Below are 20,411 nucleotides of genomic sequence, written 5' to 3'. Positions count from 1 at the left end.
CGATCGCTCAGCCGGGCCGTTCAGCCGGGCCGTCTAGCCGTGCCGTTTAGCCGTGCCGTTTAGCCGTGCCGGTGCGGATGCGCCTCGGCGGCCGCGCGGAGGGCGGCGATGCGGTCGGCGGGGTTGCCGTTGAAGACGCTGGAGCCGGCCACGAAGGTGTCTGCGCCCGCCTCTGCGGCCTGCACGATGGTGTCCTCGGTGATGCCGCCGTCGACCTGCAGCCAGACGTCGAGGCCGCTGGCCCTGACGGCGTCGGCGAGCACACTGAGCTTGGGCATGGTGGAGGCCAGGAAACTCTGCCCGCCGAAGCCGGGTTCGACGGTCATGACAAGCACCTGGTCGAACTCGGCGAGCAGCTCCAGGTACGGCTCGACCGGTGTGCCCGGCTTGAGGGCGATGCCGGCCCTGGCACCGATCTGACGCAGCCTGCGGGCCAGGCCCACGGCATCCGCCGCCGCTTCGGCGTGGAACGTGACCGAGTAGGCGCCGGCTTCGGCGTAGGCGGGCGCCCACCGGTCCGGGTCCTCGATCATGAGGTGGATGTCCAGCGGGATCGCCGACACCTGAAGCAGACGCTCCACGATGGGCAGCCCCAGGGTGAGGTTGGGCACGAAATGGTTGTCCATCACGTCCACGTGGGCGAGGTCCGCGCTGATGATGCGGCCGAATTCGCTCTCCAGGTTGGCGAAGTCTGCGGCCAGAATGCTGGGGTTGATCCGGGTAACCATCCACTCACCCTAGCGAATCGTCCCGAGCGGCCTGGCCTACGCCTCGGTGCGCTGCAGCAGGGTGATGAACATGGCGTCGGTGCCGTGGCGGTGCGGCCAGAGCTGCACGCTGCCGGGGTCGCCGGCGAGGTCGAGCGGATGTTCCGCCAGGCTCTGCAGCACCGCGGCGGTGTCGAGGGGCTCGATCTTGTCGCCCCAGGCCTTCCGTGCGGTGGCCACGATGCCGCGGGTCTCGGCGACGTGAGGCGAGCAGGTGACGTAGGCGAGGATGCCGCCGGGCTTGAGGGCGCCGAGGGCCGCGTGGAGCAGGGCGGACTGCAGGTCGGAGAGTTCGGCGACGTCCTTGGGGAGCTTCCGCCACCGGGCCTCCGGGCGCCGCCGCAGGGCGCCGAGGCCCGTGCAGGGGGCGTCCAGCAGGATCCGGTCGAAGACCTCCGGCTGGTCCTCGCCCACCCAGGTGCCGTCCATCTCCCAGACGGGGACGTCGGCGGGGACGGCGGCCAGTGCGGCGCGCACGAGCTGAGCGCGCGCAGGGACGACCTCGTTCGCGACGAGGCTGGCGCCGCCGTTGAGGGCTTCGGCGGCGAGCAGGGCGGCCTTGCCGCCGGGGCCGGCGCACAGGTCGAGCCAGCGCTCCCCCGCCACGATCGGGCGGGCCCGGCTGAGCGCGAGTGCCGCCAGCTGCGATCCCTCGTCCTGCACCCGGAGGCGCCCCTGGCTCTCCTTCATCAGGTGGTGGGGGTCTCCCCCGGCCAGAACGAAGCCGGTGGGCGAGTACAGGTCGGCGTCGCCGAGTTCGTCCGTGGCTCCACCGAGTCCGGGCAGGGCCACCATGTTCACCCGGGGCGCGGCGTTGTCGGCGGCGAGCAACTCTTCGAGCTCCTGCTCACGGCCCTCCTGCCTGAGCGCCTGGCGGAAGGCGCGCACGACCCAGACCGGATGCGAGTACAGCGTGGCCAGGGCGTCGTCGCCAGATCCGGCGTCAGCGAGGATGCGTTCGCGCCACTCGTCGGCGCTGACGCGGGCGATGGCGCGCAGCACGCCGTTGGTGAAGCCGGTGGCGGAGCGGGAGCCCACCTGGCGGGCCAGTTCGACGGACTCGTTGACGGCGGCGTGGGTGGCCACGCGCGTGGCCAGCAGCTGGTGGGCGCCGAGTCGGAGCACATCGAGGATGGCGGGGTCGATGGCGCTGACGGGCCGGCCGGCGGCCTCGGCGATGACCCGGTCGTAGAAGCCCTGCATGCGCAGGGTGCCGTAGGTGAGCTCGGTGGCCAGGGCGGCGTCCGCCGTGTTGAGCGCGGCGCGCTGGATGCGGGTGGGCAGCAGCAGATTGGCGTAGGCGTCGTCCTCGCGCACGGCGGCGATGACCTCATAGGCGACCCGGCGGGCCGGCTGGACGACGAAGTTGGGCCGGGTGGTGTCCCGCTGGGCGCTCATGAGGCGACCACCTCGGTTGCTGCCACTCCGCGCCACCAGTCGATTGCTTTCATTGGGGTTTTTCCTGCCGGTTGAACGGTGATGAGCTCGAGCGGATCCGTGCCGGTGCCGATGAGGACTCGTTTGTCGATTTCGCTGAGGTGTCCGGGTGCGAGCCGGGACAGGCCGTGCGCCGGGGCCACATCGTGGAGCTTGAGGCGGGCGCCGCCGATCTCGGTGAACGCACCGGGCTCGGGGGTCACCCCTCGGATGATCGCGTGGATCCGGTCGGCGTCGAGGGTCCAGTCGACCCTCGCGTCGTCCAGGGTGAGTTTGGGGGCCAGGGTCACCTCGCCCACCTGTTCGACGGGCCGGATGGTGCCTGCCGCGAGGTCGTCGACAACGCCGCAGAGCAGCTCGGCGCCACTGCGGCTCAGGCTTTCCAGCAGGGTGCCTGCCGTCGCGTGCCGGCCGATCGGAGTCGTGAGCTCGGCGAACACGGCGCCGGCGTCGAGTTCGGCGACGAGCTGGAACACGGCAGCACCGGTTTCGGCGTCGCCGGCCATGATCGCGCGCTGCACGGGCGCCGCGCCGCGCCAGCGCGGCAGCAGGGAGAAGTGCAGGTTGATCCAGCCCAGACGGGGAGCCGAGAGCAGCGGCTCGCGCACGAGGCCGCCGTAGGCCACGATCACGCCCAGGTCCGCGTCCAGCGCGGTGATGGCCTCCGTGGCGGCGGCGTCGAGCCGGTTGGCCTTGATCACGGGCAGGCCGAGGCTGTCGGCGGCGGCGGCCACCGGGGACGGCGTGAGCACCCGCTTGCGACCCAGTGCGGCATCCGTGCGGGTCACGACGGCCGCGATCTCATGACCTGAGGAGGCCAGGAGGGTCAGGCTGGGCACGGCGACCTGCGGGGTCCCGGCGAAGACGAGTTTCATTTACAGCAGCTCCGGGTCGTCGAATCGTACTCTGAGTGTAGGCGCAGGGCGGAAGGCCGCGCCCTTGGGCTTGCGGCGGCTGGCGGCGTTCCGCACGATCGCGGCCTTGAGTGTGCGGGCGACCTCGTCGCCCAGCGGGTAGCCGAAACGGACGATGGCGCGCACCGAAGGCGTTCCCCCGGCCGCCTGAACGGGCCCGCTGCCGCCGGGCCCCGTACCGCCTGGTTCGTGCGCCACCGGTCCGAGCACGTCCAGTCCGGGCAGGTCGTCGAGGGATTCGAGGGCTGCCGCCACCTCCGCGCTGCTTCCGGTGACGGAGGCCACCCGCACGGCGGGCGGGAAGCGCAACTGCCGGCGGTCGGCCAGTTCCGCGGCGGCGTACGGGCCGGGCTGCCAGGTGTTGAGGGCGCGGGCGAGAGCTCCACCCACCCCGGCGAGCATGACCGAGGCGCCGGGGGCGGCCAGGGCGGCGGCGTTGGCCCACCAGCGGAGGCAGTCCTCCCCCACACGCAGGGACTCGCGCGCGAGCATCCGTTCGCCATCGAGGATGAGGATCGCGCTGTAGCCGTTACGGGGAATCGGTTCGGCGCCGCGGGTGGCGATCACCAGGGCCGGCTCTGGCCCGATCGTCTGCACGGTGTGCTCGCCGTCGGCGACGATGACCCGGGAACCGGGGAAGGCCCGGCCGAGTTCCTCGGCGGTGCGGCCGGTGCCCACGGTGACCACCCGCAGTTGGTTTCCCTCGCAGTGGGAGCAGTGCCAGCCGGCGGCCAGGTGGCCGCACCAGCGGCAGGCCGGGGTGGCGTTGGCGCTGGACTGCGCCAACGGGCCCTGGCACTGGGTGCACCGGGCGGACTGCCCGCAGGAGCGGCAGGCGAGCATCGGCGCGTAGCCGGGGCTCGCGACCTGAACCAGCACCGGTCCGGTGCGCACGGCCTCCTTCGCGGCCAGCCAGGCGGCCGACGGGATGCGCGCCGCCCTGGCCTGGGCGTCGGGCTCGGACTGGAAGGTGGTGGGGATCACGCGGGGATGGATGTCCGTGGTGGGGTGCACGGCGCGCAGCCAGCCGATCTCGATCAGGCGCTCGGTCTCGACGCTGCGCGAGTGCCCGAGGAAGACCAAGGCGCAGTCGGCCGCTTCCCGGCGGATCAGGGCGGCGTCCCTGGCGTGCACGTAGGGGCTGAGCTGTTCGCCGTAGAGCGGGTCACCGTCGTCCCAGATCACGATCAGGCCGAGGTCGTGGGCGGGGGCGTACACGGCCGACCGGTTGCCCACGATGATGCGCGGCGTGTCCTCGAGCAGGCCGAGGAAGCCGCGGTAGCGGTCTGGGTTGGCCTGCCGGGCGTCGACCCGGACGACGTCCTCCGCCGGCGCCAGCATCGCCAGGGCGGCCTGAAGCTGGTCCTGGTCGCGGAAGTCCGGGGTCACGAGAATGCTGCTCTTGCCCTGCCGGAGCGCCGACACGGCCAGTTCGGCCATGGTGATGGCCCAGGTGCCCACGGTGCTGCCGTCGTCTGCGCCCTTCTTGACGCCGGTCTTCACGTCCGTCGCCGGTGCGGCGGCGTCTGCCGGGGCTCCAGGCAGACGCACCAGGCTGGGCACGGCGGCGATAGCGACCCGCAACCGGTCGGCGACGATGGTGCCCAGCGTCTCGGGCGGATATTCGGCGAAGCCGGGTTCGGCCAGCTCGGCGGTCTGCGGCGCCGTCGGTGACCCGGCCACCGCGTCGCCGGCCTCGGCGGCCGCGGCTTCGGTCGCACGCGCGGCCAGCCAGGCCTTCTCCACTCGCACGGCGCGCGGTGGAACGGCCAGCCGGACGATGTCGCTGGCGTTGCCGGCGGCGCGGTCGGCCAGCCGTCGGGCCAGCTGCCAGACCGGCATGGTGAGCACCGGGACCGGCGACGCGATCGATTCGACCGGGCTGAGCTTGCCGCTGTATCCCGCGTCAGCCGCAAGGCCGTCCAGGGTGGACGTGGACCCATCCGGCCCGGCGGGAGCGGTCGGTGGCTCGGCCTGCGGGTCGATCAGGTCGATGAGGTAGCCGTCGGCCACCCGGTTCGCCGAGCGCAGCGGAACCCGCACCCGGACGCCGGGCTGCGCGAGGTGGGCGAGTTCGTCGGGGATCGCATAGTCGAACAGGTGGTCGAGCTGCGGCAGGGGCGAGTCGATGAGCACCCGCGCGATGAGGCCGGTGCGAGTCATCTGCAACCTCCCGGTGGCCGGTTCAGAGTCCGGCTGCGCTTCTCAGGTCGTCGACTCGGTCGAGCCGCTCCCAGGTGAAGTCGGGCAGTTCGCGCCCGAAGTGGCCGTAGGCCGCCGTCTGGGCGTAGATCGGGCGAAGCAGGTCGAGGTCGTGGATGATGGCGGCGGGGCGGAGGTCGAAGACCTCGCGGATGGCCGCGGTGATCTCCTTGTCCGGCAGGGCGCCGGTGCCGAAGGACTCCACATACAGGCCGACGGGAGACGCCGTGCCGATGGCGTAGGCCACCTGGATCTCGAGGCGTTCGGCCAGACCGGCGGCCACGGCGTTCTTGGCCACCCAGCGCATGGCGTAGGCGGCTGAGCGGTCGACCTTGGACGGGTCCTTGCCGCTGAAGGCGCCACCGCCGTGCCGGCTGGATCCGCCGTACGTGTCGATGATGATCTTGCGTCCGGTGAGGCCGGCATCGCCCTGGGGCCCGCCGATCTCGAAACGACCTGTGGGGTTCACCAGGGTCCGCAGGCTTCCGGCGTCCAGGTCGACGCGCTCGAGAACCGGCTTGATCACGAGTTCGGCGATGTCGGCGCGCAGCTTCTCCGTGGTCACGGAGGGCGAGTGCTGGGTGGAGAGCACGACGGTTTCGACCGTGCGAGGAACGATGCCGTCGTAGCCGATGGTGACCTGGGTCTTGCCGTCCGGGCGTAGGTAGTCCAGTTCGCCGGACTTCCTCACCTCGGCGAGGCGCTCCGCCATGCGGTGGGCGATCCAGATCGGGATGGGCATGAGTTCGGGGGTCTCGCGGGTGGCGTAACCGAACATGATGCCCTGGTCGCCTGCGCCCTGGCGGTCGTAGTCGTCGAGGCTGTCCTGCTCGCGGCTCTCGTAGGCGTCGTCGACGCCCTGGGCGATGTCCGGGGACTGTCCGCCGATGGAGATCTCCACGCCGCAGGAGCGGCCGTCGAACCAGACGTCGGACGAGTCGTATCCGATGTCGGTGATGCACTTGCGCACGATCGACGGGATCTCGACATATCCGGCCGTGGTGACCTCGCCGGCGACGTGCACGAGGCCCGTGGTGACGAGGGTCTCGACGGCGACCCGGCTCTGCGGGTCTTCGGTGAGCAGGGCGTCGAGGATGCTGTCTGAGATCTGGTCGCAGATCTTGTCCGGGTGGCCTTCGGTGACCGACTCCGAGGTGAAGAGGCGAAGATCGCTCATCGGGGTGATTCTCAATTCTGTGAGTAAAGGTGCTGCGGTTCTAAGAAAACAGGCCGTGACCTGCGGGACGGCGGCTCAGACGCCGTGGGCCTGCAAGATGCTGTCGAGGATACGGTGGGCCACCGACAGCTTCGTCCCTGAGGCCTTCATCACTATATCTCCGGCGCCGTTGAGGACCTCGATCGCGTTACCCTCCGTGGCGAACCCCTCGGTCCAGCCCACCCGGTTGAGCACCAGCAGATCCGCGCCCTTGCGCTGGATCTTGCTGCGACCGAGCTCCAGGCGCAACGCATCGTCGGGTTCGGTCTCGGCGGCGAACCCCACGATGACCTGACCGGGACGACGTGCGGCGACGAGGCCGGCGAGGACATCGGGGTTGCGCACGAGGTCCAGGGACATCCGCTCCCCCGTGGCGTCCTTCTTGATCTTGTCCGCCCGGACCTCGGCTGGCCGGTAGTCGGCCACGGCGGCGGCCATGACGATCAGGTCAGCGGATGCGGCGGCATCCTGCACCGCCCTCTGCAGGTCGAGGGTGCTGCTGACGGTGAGCACCCGGATGCCTTCGGGCACGTCGACCTCGAGGTGGGCGGCGACCAGCGTGACGGTGGCACCGCGGGCCTGGGCGGCCTGCGCAAGGGCGATGCCCTGGCGGCCACTGGAGCGATTACCGAGGAAACGCACCGGGTCCAGCGGTTCTCGCGTGCCGCCTGCACTGATGAGCACCCGTCGACCGGCGAGGTCCTGCACGGGGCCGTCGGCCGGTGGGACCGATGACCCGGAGGACGTCCGAGCCTCGAGCGCTGCGAGGGCTGCCGCCACGATGGTCTCGGGCTCCTCCATCCGGCCGGGGCCGGAATCGGAGCCGGTCAGCCGGCCGGTTCCCGGTCCGACGACGGTGACGCCGCGTTCCCGGAGGGTCTGCACGTTGGCGACCGTGGCGGGATTGTTCCACATCTCGGTGTGCATGGCCGGCGCGATCACGAGCGGGGCGGTGCTGGCCAGGATGGTGTTGCCGAGCAGGTCGTCGGCCAGGCCCAGGGCGATCTTGGCGATGCTGTGGGCCGTGGCCGGCGCGATCACGATGAGGTCGGCCGACTGTCCGATGGCCACGTGGCGCACCTCGGCGACCCCCTCGTAGAGGTCGGTGTGCACGGTGTTGCGCGAGATGGCCTCGAGGGTCGGCTTGCCGACGAAGCGCAGCGCCGCCTCGGTGGCGACGACGTGCACGTCGTCGCCGAGCAACACGAAAGCGCGCACGACGTTGACAGCTTTATAGGCAGCGATGCCGCCGGTTATCCCGACGACGATCCTGCGACCAGTCGACATCCTGCGCGCTTACGAAGGGCTACGTCGAGTTACTCGACGATGGGCTTCGAGGTGAGCTTGTCCTCGTTGATTTCGCGCAGTGCCACGGACAGCGGCTTGTCGTCGACGGTGGAGTCGACGAGCGGTCCGACGTTGTCGAACAGGCTGCCCTCGTGCAGGTCCGCGTAGTAGTCGTTGATCTGGCGGGCGCGCTTGGATGCGAAGATCACCAGGGCGTACTTGGAATCGACCTTGGTCAGCAGGTCGTCGATGGGCGGGTCAATGATGCCAGTGGGCTTGTTGGGCACGCTGTCACACTCCTTCATGCAGTTCAAGCAAAATGTACGGGCTGCGCGGTGTCACGCTGGATGTTCCGGGGCCGGAACCAGCGTTGGCCACGATGATGCGCCGAGTCGACGCGGGAAATTCACGTGCAGTGGGCGCTACGACGGCGTCGCTGACGTGCGAATCTTCATCAAGTCTACGACTTCTTCGGCTGCTTCGGCCACGTCGGTGTTCACGACACGGTAATCAAACTCGCCCTGAGCGGCCAATTCGAGCTTCGCGGTCTCGAGCCGGCGGCTCTGTTCGGCCGAATCCTCCGTGCCACGGCCGATCAAACGGCGCACGAGTTCGTCCCAGCTGGGCGGCAGCAGGAAGACCAGCCGGGCCTCCGGCATGGCCCGGCGCACGGCGCGGGCTCCCTGGATGTCGATCTCCAGCAGAACGCTGTTGCCGTCCTTGATGGCCGCCTCGACGGGTCCGCGCGGGGTTCCGTAGCGGTAGGCATTGTGCACGGTGGCATACTCGAGAAGCTCTTCCGCGGCGATCATGCGGTCGAATTCGTCGTCCGACACGAAGAAGTAGCTCACGCCCTCCACTTCGCCCTGACGGGGGGCGCGGGTCGTGGCCGAGACCGACAGGTGCACCTCGGGGTGGTGTTCACGGATGTACGCCGCCACGGTTCCCTTGCCGACGGCGGTGGGACCGGCCAGGACGATGAGGCGGGAGTCCGGGGCGCCGCGGCGGGTCGTGGGCCGGGCGGCGAGGAAGTCGCGGAGCCGGTCGCGCTGGTGCTTGCCGAGTCCGCCCAGGCGCTTGGACGGCGAGATCTCCAGCCGCGTCATGATGCGCTGCATCTTGGTCACCCCGATGGCCGGGATGCTCACGAGCAGCTCCGTGACACGCAGCCGGCCCTCGACGCCGTTGGGGTCCTTGACGGCAGCGGCGAGCACGTCGAGCGCGGTGCGCTCACCGGCTGCGACCTGGGCCTTCACGAAGGCGCGGGCTCGTCGGGCGGCGACGGCGGCGCGGGAAGCCGCGACGCGATCGACGTCGGGTGGGGTAGGGCGATTGTCAGCCACGGGTCGCTCCAGCTTCGGTTACTCGGCGTGTTATCTCGTCGGCAACATGGTGTGGACCTGCCGATAACACGCTGCGCGATTCACTCACGATAACGCCTTGAGCGTATCCGCCAAACAAACTCGCCACATCGGTGGAATTCGCACCCTGATGGCCGAAGCCCGGGGCGAGCACCGGAGTGGTGACGGCGGTGGACGGCGCGTGGATGTCGATGCCGAAATCGGCCAGGGCGACGGTGGCGCCGAGCACCACACCGATCGAACCCATGCCTGCGGCGCTGGTCGCGGCCGAGTTGATGGCTTGCACCTGATCGAGCACGGAGGCGGCCACCGTGCGTCCGGCCTGCGCACCCCCGGCGAGGATCGCCTGCTGCAGGGCGGCGGCCTCCGGGTTGGAGGTGGCCGCCAGCAGGAACAGTCCCTTGTGCGCATCCGTGGCCAGGGCGATGGTGCTCGCGAGCGACCCCACGCCCATATACGGGTTGAGGGTGATCGCGTCGGCCTCCAGCGGTGACCCCGGGGTCAACCAGGCCTGACCGTAGGCCTCGACGCTGGTGCCGAGGTCGCCCCGCTTGACGTCGGCGATCACCAGCAGCCCGGCGGCGCGTGCGTCGCTGAGCACCCGTTCGAGGGCCAGGTAGCCCGCGGAGCCGAACCGCTCGTAGAACGCCACCTGTGGCTTGACAATGCCCACCAGGCCGGCGGATGCCTCCACGACGAGCCGGCCGAAGCGTTCCGCTCCAGCGGCGGTGTCAGGCAGGCCCCACTCGATGAGTAACCAGGAGTGCGGGTCGATCCCGACGCAGAGCCGGCCGAACCGGTCGAACGCCCCGTTCAGGCGTTCGCCGAAGGTACCGGCGGCTACGGCCGGTTCGGTCTGGCTCACGGCGTCGGCTGGGGTCACAGGGCAGCCATCCGTTTCGTGTGGTACTCCTGCAGGCTGGTGACCTCGAAGCCCGTGCGGATGGAATCGATCGAGGCGACCGCGGCGCTCAGCTCGGCGATCGTGGTGAACAGAGGCAGGTCGCCGGCGACGGCTGCCGCCCGGATCTCGTAGCCATCTGCGCGTGCGGTGCGACCGTTCGGGGTGTTGATCACGATCTGCACCTCCTCCCGCCGGATCAGGTCGACGACGGTGTCCACGGACTCATCGGCCTTTTCGCTGAACTTTGCCACCACTGTGGCCCCGATTCCGTTTCGCTGCAAAACTTCGGCGGTTCCCTCGGTGGCCATGATCGTGTAACCGAGCTGCGACAGGCGCAGCATCGGCAGGATGACGGCCCGCTTGTCACGGTCGGAGACCGAGACGAAGACGGTGCCGGTGAGCGGGATTCCGCCGTACGCGGCGAGCTGGCTCTTGGCGAACGCCCGCGGGAAGTCGCGGTCGATGCCCATGACCTCGCCGGTGGAACGCATCTCCGGGCCGAGCACGGAGTCGACGATGAGGCCTTCGCGGGTGCGGAACCGGTTGAACGGGAGCACGGCTTCCTTGACGGCGACGGGCGAGTCCATCGGCACCCGGGAGCCGTCGATCAGAGGAAGCTTGCCGCTGGCCTTGAGCTCGGCGATCGTGGTGCCCACCATGATGAGCGACGCGGCCTTGGCCAGGGTGATGCCCAGCGCCTTGGCGACGAACGGCACGGTGCGGGAGGCACGGGGGTTGGCTTCGAGCACGTAGAGCACACCGGCGCCGATGGCGAACTGCACGTTGAGCAGCCCGCGCACGCCGATGCCCTGGGCGATGGCCAGGGTCGCGTCGCGTACCCGGTCGATCTCGGCGCGCCCCAGGGTCACGGGGGGCAGGGTGCAGCTGGAGTCGCCGGAGTGCACGCCGGCCTCTTCGATGTGCTCCATCACTCCGCCGATGTAGAGTTCATGACCGTCGTAGATCGCGTCCACGTCGATCTCGATGGCGTCGTCGAGGAAGCGGTCCACCAGCAGCGGGTGCGACGGGCCGATGATGCCCTGCCCCTGCATGCGGGTGAAGTAGTCGGCCAGGCTGGCGCTGTCGTAGATGATCTCCATGCCGCGGCCGCCGAGCACGTAGCTGGGCCGCACGAGCACCGGGTAGCCGATCTCCTCGGCCACCACGACCGCGCCTGAGTAGTCGGTGGCGGTGCCGTTGCGGGGGGCGAGCAGGCCGGCGTCGGCGAGGATGCCGCTGAACAGGCCGCGTTCTTCCGCCAGGTCGATCGCGGTGGGCGAGGTGCCCAGGATCGGGATGCCCTCGGCCTCGAGGCCCTTGGCCAGGCCAAGCGCGGTCTGGCCGCCGAGCTGCACGACGACGCCCACGAGCTCGCCGCTCTGACTCTCGGCGTGGATGATCTCCAGCACGTCCTCCAGGGTGAGCGGCTCGAAGTAGAGCCTGTCGCTGGTGTCGTAGTCGGTCGAGACCGTCTCCGGGTTGCAGTTGATCATGATGGTCTCGTAGCCGGCCTCGGAGAGGGCGAAGGACGCGTGCACGCAGGAGTAGTCGAATTCGACTCCCTGGCCGATGCGGTTCGGTCCGGATCCGAGGATGACCACCTTGCGGCGCTCGCTCGGGATCACCTCGGTCTCCTGGTCGTAGCTCGAGTAGTGATACGGGGTGAGGGCGGGGAATTCGCCCGCGCAGGTGTCGACGGTCTTGAAGACCGGGCGCACCCCGAGGATGTGCCGGACCTTGCGCACATCCGCTTCGCCGAAGCCGCGGAGCTCGCCGATCTGGGCGTCGGAGAAACCGTGGTCCTTGGCGGTGCGCAGGATCTCGGTGTCGAGGGTGTCAGAGGCGGCGACGGCGTCGGCGATCTCGTTGATGAGCACGATCTGGTCGAGGAACCACGGGTCGATCTTGGTGGCTTCGAAGAGCTGCTCGATGGTGGCGCCCTTGCGGAGCGCCTGCTGCACGGTGACGATCCGGCCGTCGGTGGGCACCTCGGCGATCTCGAGGAGCTCCTCGACCGAGCGGTCCTCGACGCCCCAGTGGAAGGAGGAGCCGCGCTTCTCGAGCGAGCGGAGCGCCTTCTGCAGGGCGGAGGCGTAGTTGCGGCCGATGGCCATGGCCTCGCCCACCGACTTCATGGTGGTGGTCAGGCGCGGGTCGGCCTTGGGGAACTTCTCGAACGCGAACCGGGGCACCTTGACGACGACGTAGTCGAGCGTGGGCTCGAAGCTGGCCGGGGTGACGCCGGTGATGTCATTGGGGATCTCGTCGAGCCGGTAGCCGAGGGCCAGCTTCGCGGCGATCTTGGCGATCGGGAAGCCGGTGGCCTTGCTGGCCAGGGCGGACGAGCGGGACACTCGCGGGTTCATCTCGATGACGATGATGCGGCCGTTGGCCGGGTCGATGGCGAACTGGATGTTGCAGCCACCGGTGTCGACGCCGACGGCGCGGATGATGTCGATGCCGATGTCGCGCAGCTTCTGGTATTCCCGGTCGGTGAGAGTGAGGGCCGGGGCGACGGTGATCGAGTCGCCTGTGTGCACGCCGACGGGGTCCACGTTCTCGATCGAGCAGACGACCACCGTGTTGTCGGCGGTGTCGCGCATCATCTCGAGCTCGTATTCCTTCCAGCCCAGGATCGACTCCTCGAGGAGCACCTCGGTGGTCGGGCTCTGGTGCAGGCCGTCGCCGACGATGCGGCGCAGCTCCTCTTCTGTGTAGGCGAAGCCGGAGCCGAGGCCGCCCATGGTGAAGGACGGGCGCACCACAAGCGGATAGCCGAGGTCCTCGGCGAAGCCGACGGCCTCTTCCACGGTGTGGGCGATGTAGGACTTGGCCACATCCGCACCGGCGTCGAGCACCAGCTGCTTGAAGATCTGGCGGTCTTCACCCTTCTGGATGGCCTCGAACTTGGCGCCGATCAGTTCGACGTTGTACTTCTCCAGGATGCCGCGCTCGTGCAGGGCGATGGCCGCGTTGAGCGCGGTCTGGCCGCCCAGGGTCGGCAGGATCGCATCCGGGCGCTCCTTGGCGATGATGGTCTCGAGGATCTCCGGGGTGATCGGCTCGATGTACGTCGCGTCGGCGAAGTCGGGGTCGGTCATGATGGTCGCGGGGTTGGAGTTGACCAGGATCACCCGGACACCCTCTTCGCGCAGGACCCGGCAGGCCTGGGTGCCCGAGTAGTCGAACTCGCAGGCCTGACCGATCACGATCGGGCCGCTTCCGATGACGAGGACGCTGTTGATATCGTCGCGCTTGGGCATTACTTGGCGTCTCCTGCTCCGGCTGCCGCGTGCGCGACAACCACATCCCTGAACCTGTCGAAAAGATAGTTGGCGTCGTGCGGGCCGGCCGCGGACTCCGGGTGGTATTGCACCGAGAACGCCGGGATGTCCAGGCACCGGATGCCCTCGACGACCTGGTCGTTGAGGCTGTAGTGGCTGACTTCCACCCGGCCGAAGCCGGTGCGGGACTCGCTGATGCCCTCGATGGGCATGTCCACCGCGAAGCCGTGGTTCTGCGAGGTGATCTCCACCCGGCCGGTGGCCTTGTCGAGCACCGGCTGGTTGATGCCGCGGTGCCCGAAGGGCAGCTTGTAGGTGCTGAAGCCGAGGGCCCGGCCAAGCAGTTGGTTACCGAAGCAGATGCCGAAGTACGGCACGCCGGCGCGCAGCACCTCCTGCAGGAGCGTGACATGGGCGTCGCTGGCGGCAGGGTCGCCGGGGCCGTTCGAGAAGAACAGGGCGGACGGGTTGAGCGAGAGGACGTGCTCAGAGGTGACCGACTGGGGCAGCACGAAGACCTCGAAGCCCCGTTCGGCGAGGTAGGTGAGAGTGGAGGTCTTCACGCCGAGGTCGAGCACGGCGACGGAGCCGATGCGCTCGCCCTGCGCGGGCAGGGAGTAGGGCTCGACGGTGGAGACCTCGTCGGACAGGTTGCGGCCGCGCATGCTGGCGCCGCCGCGCACGAGTTCGAGCTGTTCGCCCTCGGAGATGTCGTAGCGGTCCCCCGAGAAGATGCCGCTGCGCATGGCGCCGAGCGAGCGGATGTGCCGGGTGATGGCGCGGGTGTCGATGCCGCTGATGCCCACGACGCCGTTCGACTCGAGGTCGGTGTCGAGGCTGCGCTGGGAGCGGAAGTTGGAGGGCGTGCGCGCGGGCTCGCGCACCACGAAACCGGAGACCCAGATGCGGGAGGATTCCATGTCTTCGTCGTTGGCTCCGGTGTTGCCGATGTGCGGCGCCGTCATGAGGACGATCTGGCCGGCGTACGACGGGTCGGTGAGGGTTTCCTGGTAACCGGTCATGCCGGTCGCGAAGACGATCTCACCCAGGGTCTGGCCACGGCTGCCGTAGGCGCGTCCCACGTAGCGGCTGCCGTCTTCGAGGACGAGCACGGCCGGGGCCGGTGTGTTTGTTGGGTAGCTCACGGGCTACACCTCACTTTCTTCGGTGCCGAATGCAGTACTGCCGGGGGTGCCAGAGGCTCGCCCGGTGAGAGTGGTGATGGCCTCGCTGATCGCGGTGCGATCGGCGGGGTCGCTGAAACGGAAGTAACTGTCAACGCTCGTGGGGGCCGCCGTGTTGAGGCGCCAGCCGAGCTTCATGAGTCCGCCGGGTTCGACGGCACGGTCGATGGCCCAGGTGGCGTGGGTCACGAGCTCAACGGCATCCGCGGGGATGAAGAGCGCCGCGGAGCCCGCGAGCTCGAGGAGCACGCCCTGCTCGGTGACGGACACTCCCCCGCGGGCCCGGAAGCCGAGCCCGGGGATGTTCAGGCGCTCGAGCGGCTGATCTCTGGGTGTCGTGGCCACGTAGAGCGCCGCGGCCGAGGCGATCTGACGGCTCGGGGTGGCCGGCTGCGGGTAGCCGGAGGGCAGGGCGGAATCCCGGCGGCTGCGGCGGCGCCAGGAGCGCAGCAGCAGCAGCAGCACGACGATCAGGACCAGCGCGGTGATGAGCGTCGCGACGGTGCGGCTACTCATGCGTGCTCCGTGCTGAGCTGCTCCGTGCGGCGAGGATCTCGGCGGGGCTCCGCAGAGCGCCGTCGAGCACCGTGGCGTAACCGTTGTGGAAGGTCGCCATGACCTGGCCGGGCAGGGTCATCTCGAGGTAGGGCGAGTTGATGCCCTTGCCCACGAGGTTCTCGCGGCCGAAGACCCGGCGGGCGTTCGGGTCGTACAGCGTGAGCTCGGCGGCGGAGCCGACCGTGAGCTGACCGGTGTGACCGGAGATGCGGCCGATGCGCGCCGGGGTGGTGGAGAACACCCGCACCAGGTCGGCCCAGTTGAGGTAGCCGGACTCGACCACGGAGGCGTGGGCCACGGAGAGGGCGGATTCGAGGCCGACCATCCCGTTGGCGGCTGCATCCCATTCGCAGTCCTTGGCCTCGGTGGGGTGCGGTGCGTGGTCGGTGGCGATGATGTCGATGGTGCCGTCGGCCAGGCCCTGGCGCAGCGCGTCGACGTCTTCCCGGCGGCGGAGCGGCGGGTTGACCTTGTAGCGGGCGTCATACCCGGCGACCAGTTCCTCGGTGAGCAGCAGGTGGTGCGGGGTGACCTCCGCGGTGACGTTGATGCCGCGGGCCTTGGCCCAGCGCACCACGTCAACGGCGCCGGCCGTGGAGACGTGGCAGACGTGCAGCCGCGAGCCGACGTGTTCGGCCAGCAGCACGTCGCGGGCGATGATCGATTCCTCGGCCACGGCCGGCCAGCCGGTGAGGCCGAGCTCGCCGGACAGCGCGCCCTCGTTCATCTGGGCGCCCACGGTGAGACGCGGTTCCTGGGAGTGCTGGGCGACGACGCCGTCGAAGGCCTTGACGTACTCGAGGGCGCGGCGCATGAGCAGCGGGTCGGAGACGCAGAAGCCGTCGTCGGAGAACACGCGCACCTGGGCGCGGCTGGCGGCCATGGCGCCGAGTTCGGCGAGCCGTTCACCGGCCAGACCGACGGTGACGGCGCCGATCGGTTGCACCGTGACGTAGCCGGCCCGCTCGCCGAGGGCGAGGACCTGCTCGACGACGCCGGCGGTGTCCTGCACCGGCGAGGTGTTGGCCATGGCGAACACCGTCGTGAAGCCGCCGATGGCCGCGGCCTGGCTGCCGGTGAGCACGGTTTCGCTCTGCTCGTAACCGGGTTCACGGAGGTGGGTGTGCAGGTCGACCAGGCCGGGGAGGGCGATCAGGCCGTCGGCGTCGATCACGGTCGCACCGGCATCCGAGAGTCCCACGCCGGTTTCGGTGATGACACCGTCGGCCAGCAGCAGGTCAGTGCTGGTTCCGTCGCTGAGCTGGGCTCCGCGCAGAAGGTAACGTTCGCTGGACATTCGTTCGCTCGACATTCAGTGATCCTCTCGGTCGCCCGATAACAGCAGGTACAACGCCGCCATGCGCACGGAGACCCCGTTTGCGACCTGTTCGCGCACGGTGGACCGTTCAGAGTCTGCCGCGGCGGAGGAGATCTCCAGGCCGCGGTTCATCGGTCCGGGGTGCATGACAATGCTATGCGACGACAGCCGGGCGAAGCGCTCGTCGTCCAGGCCCCAGCGGCGGGAGTACTCGCGGCTGTTCGGGAAGAATGCGGCGTTCATCCGTTCGGCCTGGATGCGCAGCATCATCACGACATCGGGGCCGGCGTCGATGGCGGCGTCCAGGTCGTAGCCGATGGTGGCGGGCCAGGCGGAGGTGTCCGCCGGCACCAGCGTAGGCGGGGCGATGAAGGTGACCTGCGCACCCAGCGTGTCCAGCAGCCACAGGTTGGACCTGGCGACCCGGGAGTGCAGGATATCGCCGACGATCGTCACGGTGACGCCGTCGAGGCCGCGGCCGCGGGACGCGCTGCCGTGCAGGCGACGGCGGATGGTGAAGGCGTCGAGCAGCGCCTGAGTGGGGTGCTCGTGGGTGCCGTCGCCCGCGTTGATGATACCGGCGTCGATCCAGCCGCTGCCGGCCAGCACCTGCGGGGCGCCGGAGGCTGGGTGGCGGATGACGACGCCGTCGGCGCCCATCGCGGCCAGGGTCTGCGCGGTGTCCTTGAGGCTTTCGCCCTTGGAGACGCTTGACCCCTTGGCGCTGAAGTTGATCACGTCGGCGCTGAGGCGCTTGGCGGCGGCCTCGAAGGAGATCCGGGTGCGAGTGGAGTCCTCGAAGAACAGGTTCACCACGGTCTTGCCGCGCAGGGTCGGGAGCTTCTTGACCTCGCGATTGGCCACATCCGCCATGTCTTCGGCGATGTCGAGCAGGCCGATGGCCTCGTCGCGGCTCAGGGCCTTGGTGGAGAGCAGGTGCTTCATTCGTCTGCCCCTCCCTCGATGCTCACGAACTCGTCGCCGTCCACCTCGGTCAGGTGCACGTTGATGCGTTCGTGGCTGGCGCTGGGCAGGTTCTTACCCACGAAGTCGGCGCGGATCGGCAGTTCGCGGTGGCCGCGGTCGACGAGCACAGCGAGGCGCACCACGCTGGGCCGGCCGTGGTCGCCGAGGGCGTCGAGCGCGGCGCGGATGGTGCGACCGGAGTAGAGCACGTCATCGACGAGCACCACGGTGGCGCCGTCGATGCTGCCGGGAACCTGGGTGGGCGAGGGCGTGCGGGTGCGGGTATGGGCGAGGTCGTCGCGGTACATCGTCACGTCGAGTGAACCGACCCGCACGGCGGCAGAGGTGGGCTCGATGCGCTGGATGATCTCGGCGATGCGCCGGGCGAGGGCGACTCCCCTGGTGGGGATGCCCAGAACGACCAGGTTCTCCGCTCCTCGATTGGACTCCAGGATCTCGTGAGAGATCCGAGTCAACGCACGGGTGATGTCAGCCTGGGTGAGCACAGTGCGCTCCGTCAAACCGACCTCCTTTCCCGTCTCACAGGACGGCTCTTAAAGTAGGTCTTAGTACCCTACGACCCTAGCATCCCGCCACCCCGTCCCCGCTCCCCGCCCCTCCCGCGAACTGTGACTCAAGCACCCGGAACTCCCGAATTCCGGGGCTCTGCGAAGCCCAGCTCCGCCTCAAACACCTCTCGACCTGGCAGGTGCGGCAAGAAAAAGGCCGGGTGCTCGCAGGACGAGTCACCGGGTCTCGACGCGCTCGACCGACGACGGGGCACGGCCCGCAGACAAGGTCACCGGGTCTCGACGCGCTCGACCAGCGGGAGTGCCGTGGACAGGGCGAGGGCACCTCGCGCGATGACGGCTGCCCGATTACGCTGCTGGGCGAAGGCATCCCGCACCGACGAGGTCGACAGAGGAAGGTGATGTCGTGGATCCGGACCCAGAGCATTCCGTTCCAGGTAGCGCTCCAGGCGAATCTGCGGGAACCCACCGGCAGAACAGGCGGGAGCCCACCGAGACGGCCGCGACCGGAAAGACCGAGCCCCGCCAACCATCCGCCGTCGACTCGGAAGTGAGCGCGCCGGCGGGGCCCATCAGTTTTGTGCGGCGTCGGGAGATCGAGGCGATCCATCGGGAGATCGAGGTCGATTCCGGCGACATCGACCGCACCCTGACCGGAGTGAAACGGTATCGACAGGCCCTCTTCGACAACTACTTCCGCCCCAAGTCCCCGTTCGTCGTGTCCTGGCCCGAAGACCTCTACATCCCCGCGGCGGCCGACTATCGCTCCTACTGGAGTTCTCCCCCACCGGACGACCATCGTTACCGCTACCACTGGGCGAACGCTTGGGACGGCGAACCCGACGGCAGCGACGCGTCCGAGAAGACGGGGCAGCTTTTCAGCTGGGTCAACGCAACGCCGATGGACGGCGGCTACATCGGCTTCGCGGGCACCGGGGTGACCCGCGTTCCGCGGGCGAGCCTCTCGTCGGTCACGGCGACGGCCGCGGTCGAGTTGGTCGCCGAAAGCCGGTGGTGGTTCCTTCCGGCTGGACCCATCGGCTACGCGGCCTTCTCTTACCGCGGAACGGCCTATATCGCCGGGTGGGAGATCGATCCGGTGACCGGGGCATGGGAGCTGCTCAGCCCGTTCGGGTCACGGACCCTCTTCGCCTTCGACGAAAGCGGCCGGGGCGGGTCTGCGATCAGCTCGCAGCGCCATTCGTTCACCGACCTCAGAACCACGCTGCAGCTGCGGGGTGGGCACACCTACGCCATCGGCGTTGCGCTGGAGGCCCAGATCTCATTCGAATGCCGGGACCGGTCCGGTGCCGCGTACGTGCGCCAGGCCGGCGATGACGTGAAGCTGTGGGCATCCATCGCGGGTATCGTGCCCAGCATCACCCTCGACACCTGATGCCCACGGGCCGGTTCAGGACGTGACGCCGAGAACGAAGTCGGCGAACGCCTGCGGGTCGTCGATTGCTCCCAGGTACTGACGCCCGTCGACGAGAGCGGTCGGAGTGCCCTGAAGGGAGGGCAGGTCGGAACCGGGGATCGGGCCGTTCAAGGCGTTATCGGTGTTCTGCTGTGACCAAGCCAGGTAGCGCCCGCTCGTGACGCAGTCGTTGATCGGGTCCGGGCCGACGGACAGGGCGATCAGCTCGTCGTCGGTGAGCCCGGAGGTTCCCTCGATGGGCTGGTCGCCGAACAGGGCGGTGAGATAGTCCAGCGTTGACTCCGGGTTGGTCGCGGCCACACAGGTGAGAGCGGCTGAGGCCCGCGACGAGTATTCGCTGCCCGCGGATGCCTGGTCGAGGAAAGTGAGAGCGTGCAGGCGTAGCGTGATGGCGCCGTTGTCCACGAGCGCGGCGAGGGTTGCGCCGTTCGCGGCGTCGAACTGCCCGCAGTACGGGCACATCGGGTCGATGTAGAGGTCCACGACGGTGTCGCCAGTGCCCACGAGAAGGTAGCCGTCATCGAGGTAGGCGGCGCCGATCTGTCCGGCGACGATGCTCGATGAGGAGCCGTTGTTGGAGTTGATCCCACCGAGGACCCCGAACAGCGTGCTGAAGGCCGCGGCGAAGGTCAGGGCCAGCACCAGGGCCAGGGTCGTGATCCCGATTCCGATGTAGCCGAGGACCAGTCCGGCGATGGCCAGATTGCGGCCCGCCTCGCCCGTGCGCTTCACCTGCGCCAGAGCGATGTGCCCGGTGATCACGGCCGCGAGAGAGCAGCAGAATCCGGTGACCAGCGACACGATGGCGAGGGTGTTGGTGCGGGGCGGGATGGCCGGCACGTAAGGGGCGCCGGGGTACGTCACCGGTTGGTTGGCACCGCCGGTGTACCCGGCTCCGGTGCCTGTCTGGGCAGGGCGCTCAACCCCAGTCGGTTCAACGCCAGTCGGTTCAGCGCCAGTCTGTTCAGGATCGGTGTGCTCGGTCATGGTCTCCCCCTCGTATGTCCGGACCGGCCGCGATGGCGGCCGGTCCGGCAGTGCGCTT

17 protein-coding genes are annotated in these 20,411 nt (G+C 69.3%); 1 reads left to right on the top strand and 16 read right to left on the bottom strand.

The window, feature by feature from the left end; all coding sequences use genetic code 11:
- Positions 1–59 precede the first annotated feature (59 nt).
- The 15 genes from rpe to pyrR all read right to left on the bottom strand — a co-directional run bounded on the left by rpe (position 60) and on the right by pyrR (position 17,919).
- A complete protein-coding gene (gene rpe / locus DOE79_RS01005; protein ID WP_120336908.1) occupies positions 60–728 on the bottom strand; it encodes a ribulose-phosphate 3-epimerase in 669 nt (222 codons plus the stop codon).
- Between the two features lie 36 nt (positions 729–764).
- Positions 765–2,165 (bottom strand): RsmB/NOP family class I SAM-dependent RNA methyltransferase, encoded by a 1,401-nt coding sequence (locus DOE79_RS01000; protein WP_120336907.1) that lies wholly within the window; start codon positions 2,163–2,165, stop codon positions 765–767.
- Entirely contained in the window at positions 2,162–3,079 is a 918-nt protein-coding gene (gene fmt / locus DOE79_RS00995; RefSeq protein WP_120336906.1) for a methionyl-tRNA formyltransferase, read from the bottom strand. The genes DOE79_RS01000 and fmt overlap by 4 nt, the downstream gene beginning before the upstream one ends.
- Positions 3,080–5,281 carry a primosomal protein N' family DNA-binding protein gene (locus DOE79_RS00990; protein ID WP_120336905.1) on the bottom strand — a complete coding sequence of 734 codons (2,202 nt, stop codon included), beginning with the start codon at positions 5,279–5,281 and terminating at the stop codon, positions 3,080–3,082.
- 22 nt (positions 5,282–5,303) lie between these two features.
- Entirely contained in the window at positions 5,304–6,497 is a 1,194-nt protein-coding gene (gene metK / locus DOE79_RS00985) for a methionine adenosyltransferase (RefSeq protein WP_120336904.1), read from the bottom strand.
- A 75-nt stretch (positions 6,498–6,572) separates the two neighbouring features.
- Positions 6,573–7,823 carry a bifunctional phosphopantothenoylcysteine decarboxylase/phosphopantothenate--cysteine ligase CoaBC gene (gene coaBC / locus DOE79_RS00980; RefSeq protein ID WP_120336903.1) on the bottom strand — a complete coding sequence of 417 codons (1,251 nt, stop codon included), beginning with the start codon at positions 7,821–7,823 and terminating at the stop codon, positions 6,573–6,575.
- 29 nt (positions 7,824–7,852) lie between these two features.
- Entirely contained in the window at positions 7,853–8,110 is a 258-nt protein-coding gene (gene rpoZ, locus DOE79_RS00975) for a DNA-directed RNA polymerase subunit omega (protein ID WP_066595628.1), read from the bottom strand.
- A gap of 135 nt (positions 8,111–8,245) precedes the next feature.
- A complete protein-coding gene (gene gmk / locus DOE79_RS00970; RefSeq protein ID WP_120336902.1) occupies positions 8,246–9,166 on the bottom strand; it encodes a guanylate kinase in 921 nt (306 codons plus the stop codon).
- Entirely contained in the window at positions 9,159–10,067 is a 909-nt protein-coding gene (gene pyrF, locus DOE79_RS00965; protein ID WP_245977059.1) for an orotidine-5'-phosphate decarboxylase, read from the bottom strand. Before pyrF ends, gmk begins: the two co-directional genes overlap by 8 nt.
- Complete coding sequence (gene carB, locus DOE79_RS00960; protein ID WP_120336901.1) at positions 10,064–13,351, bottom strand: carbamoyl-phosphate synthase large subunit; 3,288 nt, start codon at positions 13,349–13,351, stop codon at positions 10,064–10,066. Before carB ends, pyrF begins: the two co-directional genes overlap by 4 nt.
- Positions 13,351–14,517: a glutamine-hydrolyzing carbamoyl-phosphate synthase small subunit gene (gene carA, locus DOE79_RS00955; protein ID WP_245977058.1), complete on the bottom strand. Its 1,167-nt coding sequence runs from the start codon at positions 14,515–14,517 to the stop codon at positions 13,351–13,353. Before carA ends, carB begins: the two co-directional genes overlap by 1 nt.
- A gap of 3 nt (positions 14,518–14,520) precedes the next feature.
- Positions 14,521–15,072 (bottom strand): PH-like domain-containing protein, encoded by a 552-nt coding sequence (locus DOE79_RS00950; protein ID WP_181445842.1) that lies wholly within the window; start codon positions 15,070–15,072, stop codon positions 14,521–14,523.
- Positions 15,065–16,426 carry a dihydroorotase gene (locus tag DOE79_RS00945; protein ID WP_245977057.1) on the bottom strand — a complete coding sequence of 454 codons (1,362 nt, stop codon included), beginning with the start codon at positions 16,424–16,426 and terminating at the stop codon, positions 15,065–15,067. Before DOE79_RS00945 ends, DOE79_RS00950 begins: the two co-directional genes overlap by 8 nt.
- On the bottom strand, positions 16,427–17,377 hold the full coding sequence (locus DOE79_RS00940; protein WP_120336900.1) for an aspartate carbamoyltransferase catalytic subunit: 951 nt from the start codon (positions 17,375–17,377) through the stop codon (positions 16,427–16,429).
- The gene (gene pyrR / locus DOE79_RS00935; RefSeq protein WP_120336899.1) at positions 17,374–17,919 is read right to left on the bottom strand and encodes a bifunctional pyr operon transcriptional regulator/uracil phosphoribosyltransferase PyrR; all 546 of its coding nucleotides are present in this window, start codon (positions 17,917–17,919) and stop codon (positions 17,374–17,376) included. The genes DOE79_RS00940 and pyrR overlap by 4 nt, the downstream gene beginning before the upstream one ends.
- Before the next feature lie 559 nt (positions 17,920–18,478).
- Here pyrR and DOE79_RS00930 point away from each other — a divergent pair.
- Positions 18,479–19,324: a hypothetical protein gene (locus DOE79_RS00930; RefSeq protein WP_162942560.1), complete on the top strand. Its 846-nt coding sequence runs from the start codon at positions 18,479–18,481 to the stop codon at positions 19,322–19,324.
- A gap of 15 nt (positions 19,325–19,339) precedes the next feature.
- Here the strand turns inward: DOE79_RS00930 and DOE79_RS00925 are convergent, their stop codons facing one another.
- Positions 19,340–20,353: a DUF4190 domain-containing protein gene (locus tag DOE79_RS00925; protein ID WP_120336897.1), complete on the bottom strand. Its 1,014-nt coding sequence runs from the start codon at positions 20,351–20,353 to the stop codon at positions 19,340–19,342.
- Between the last annotated feature and the right edge of the window lie 58 nt (positions 20,354–20,411).

This window comes from Cryobacterium soli (genome assembly GCF_003611035.1).
GTDB classification, from domain to species: domain Bacteria; phylum Actinomycetota; class Actinomycetes; order Actinomycetales; family Microbacteriaceae; genus Cryobacterium; species Cryobacterium soli.
The sequence above is the reverse complement of the archived record's forward strand: the minus strand, read 5'-3'. Positions and strand labels throughout refer to the sequence as shown.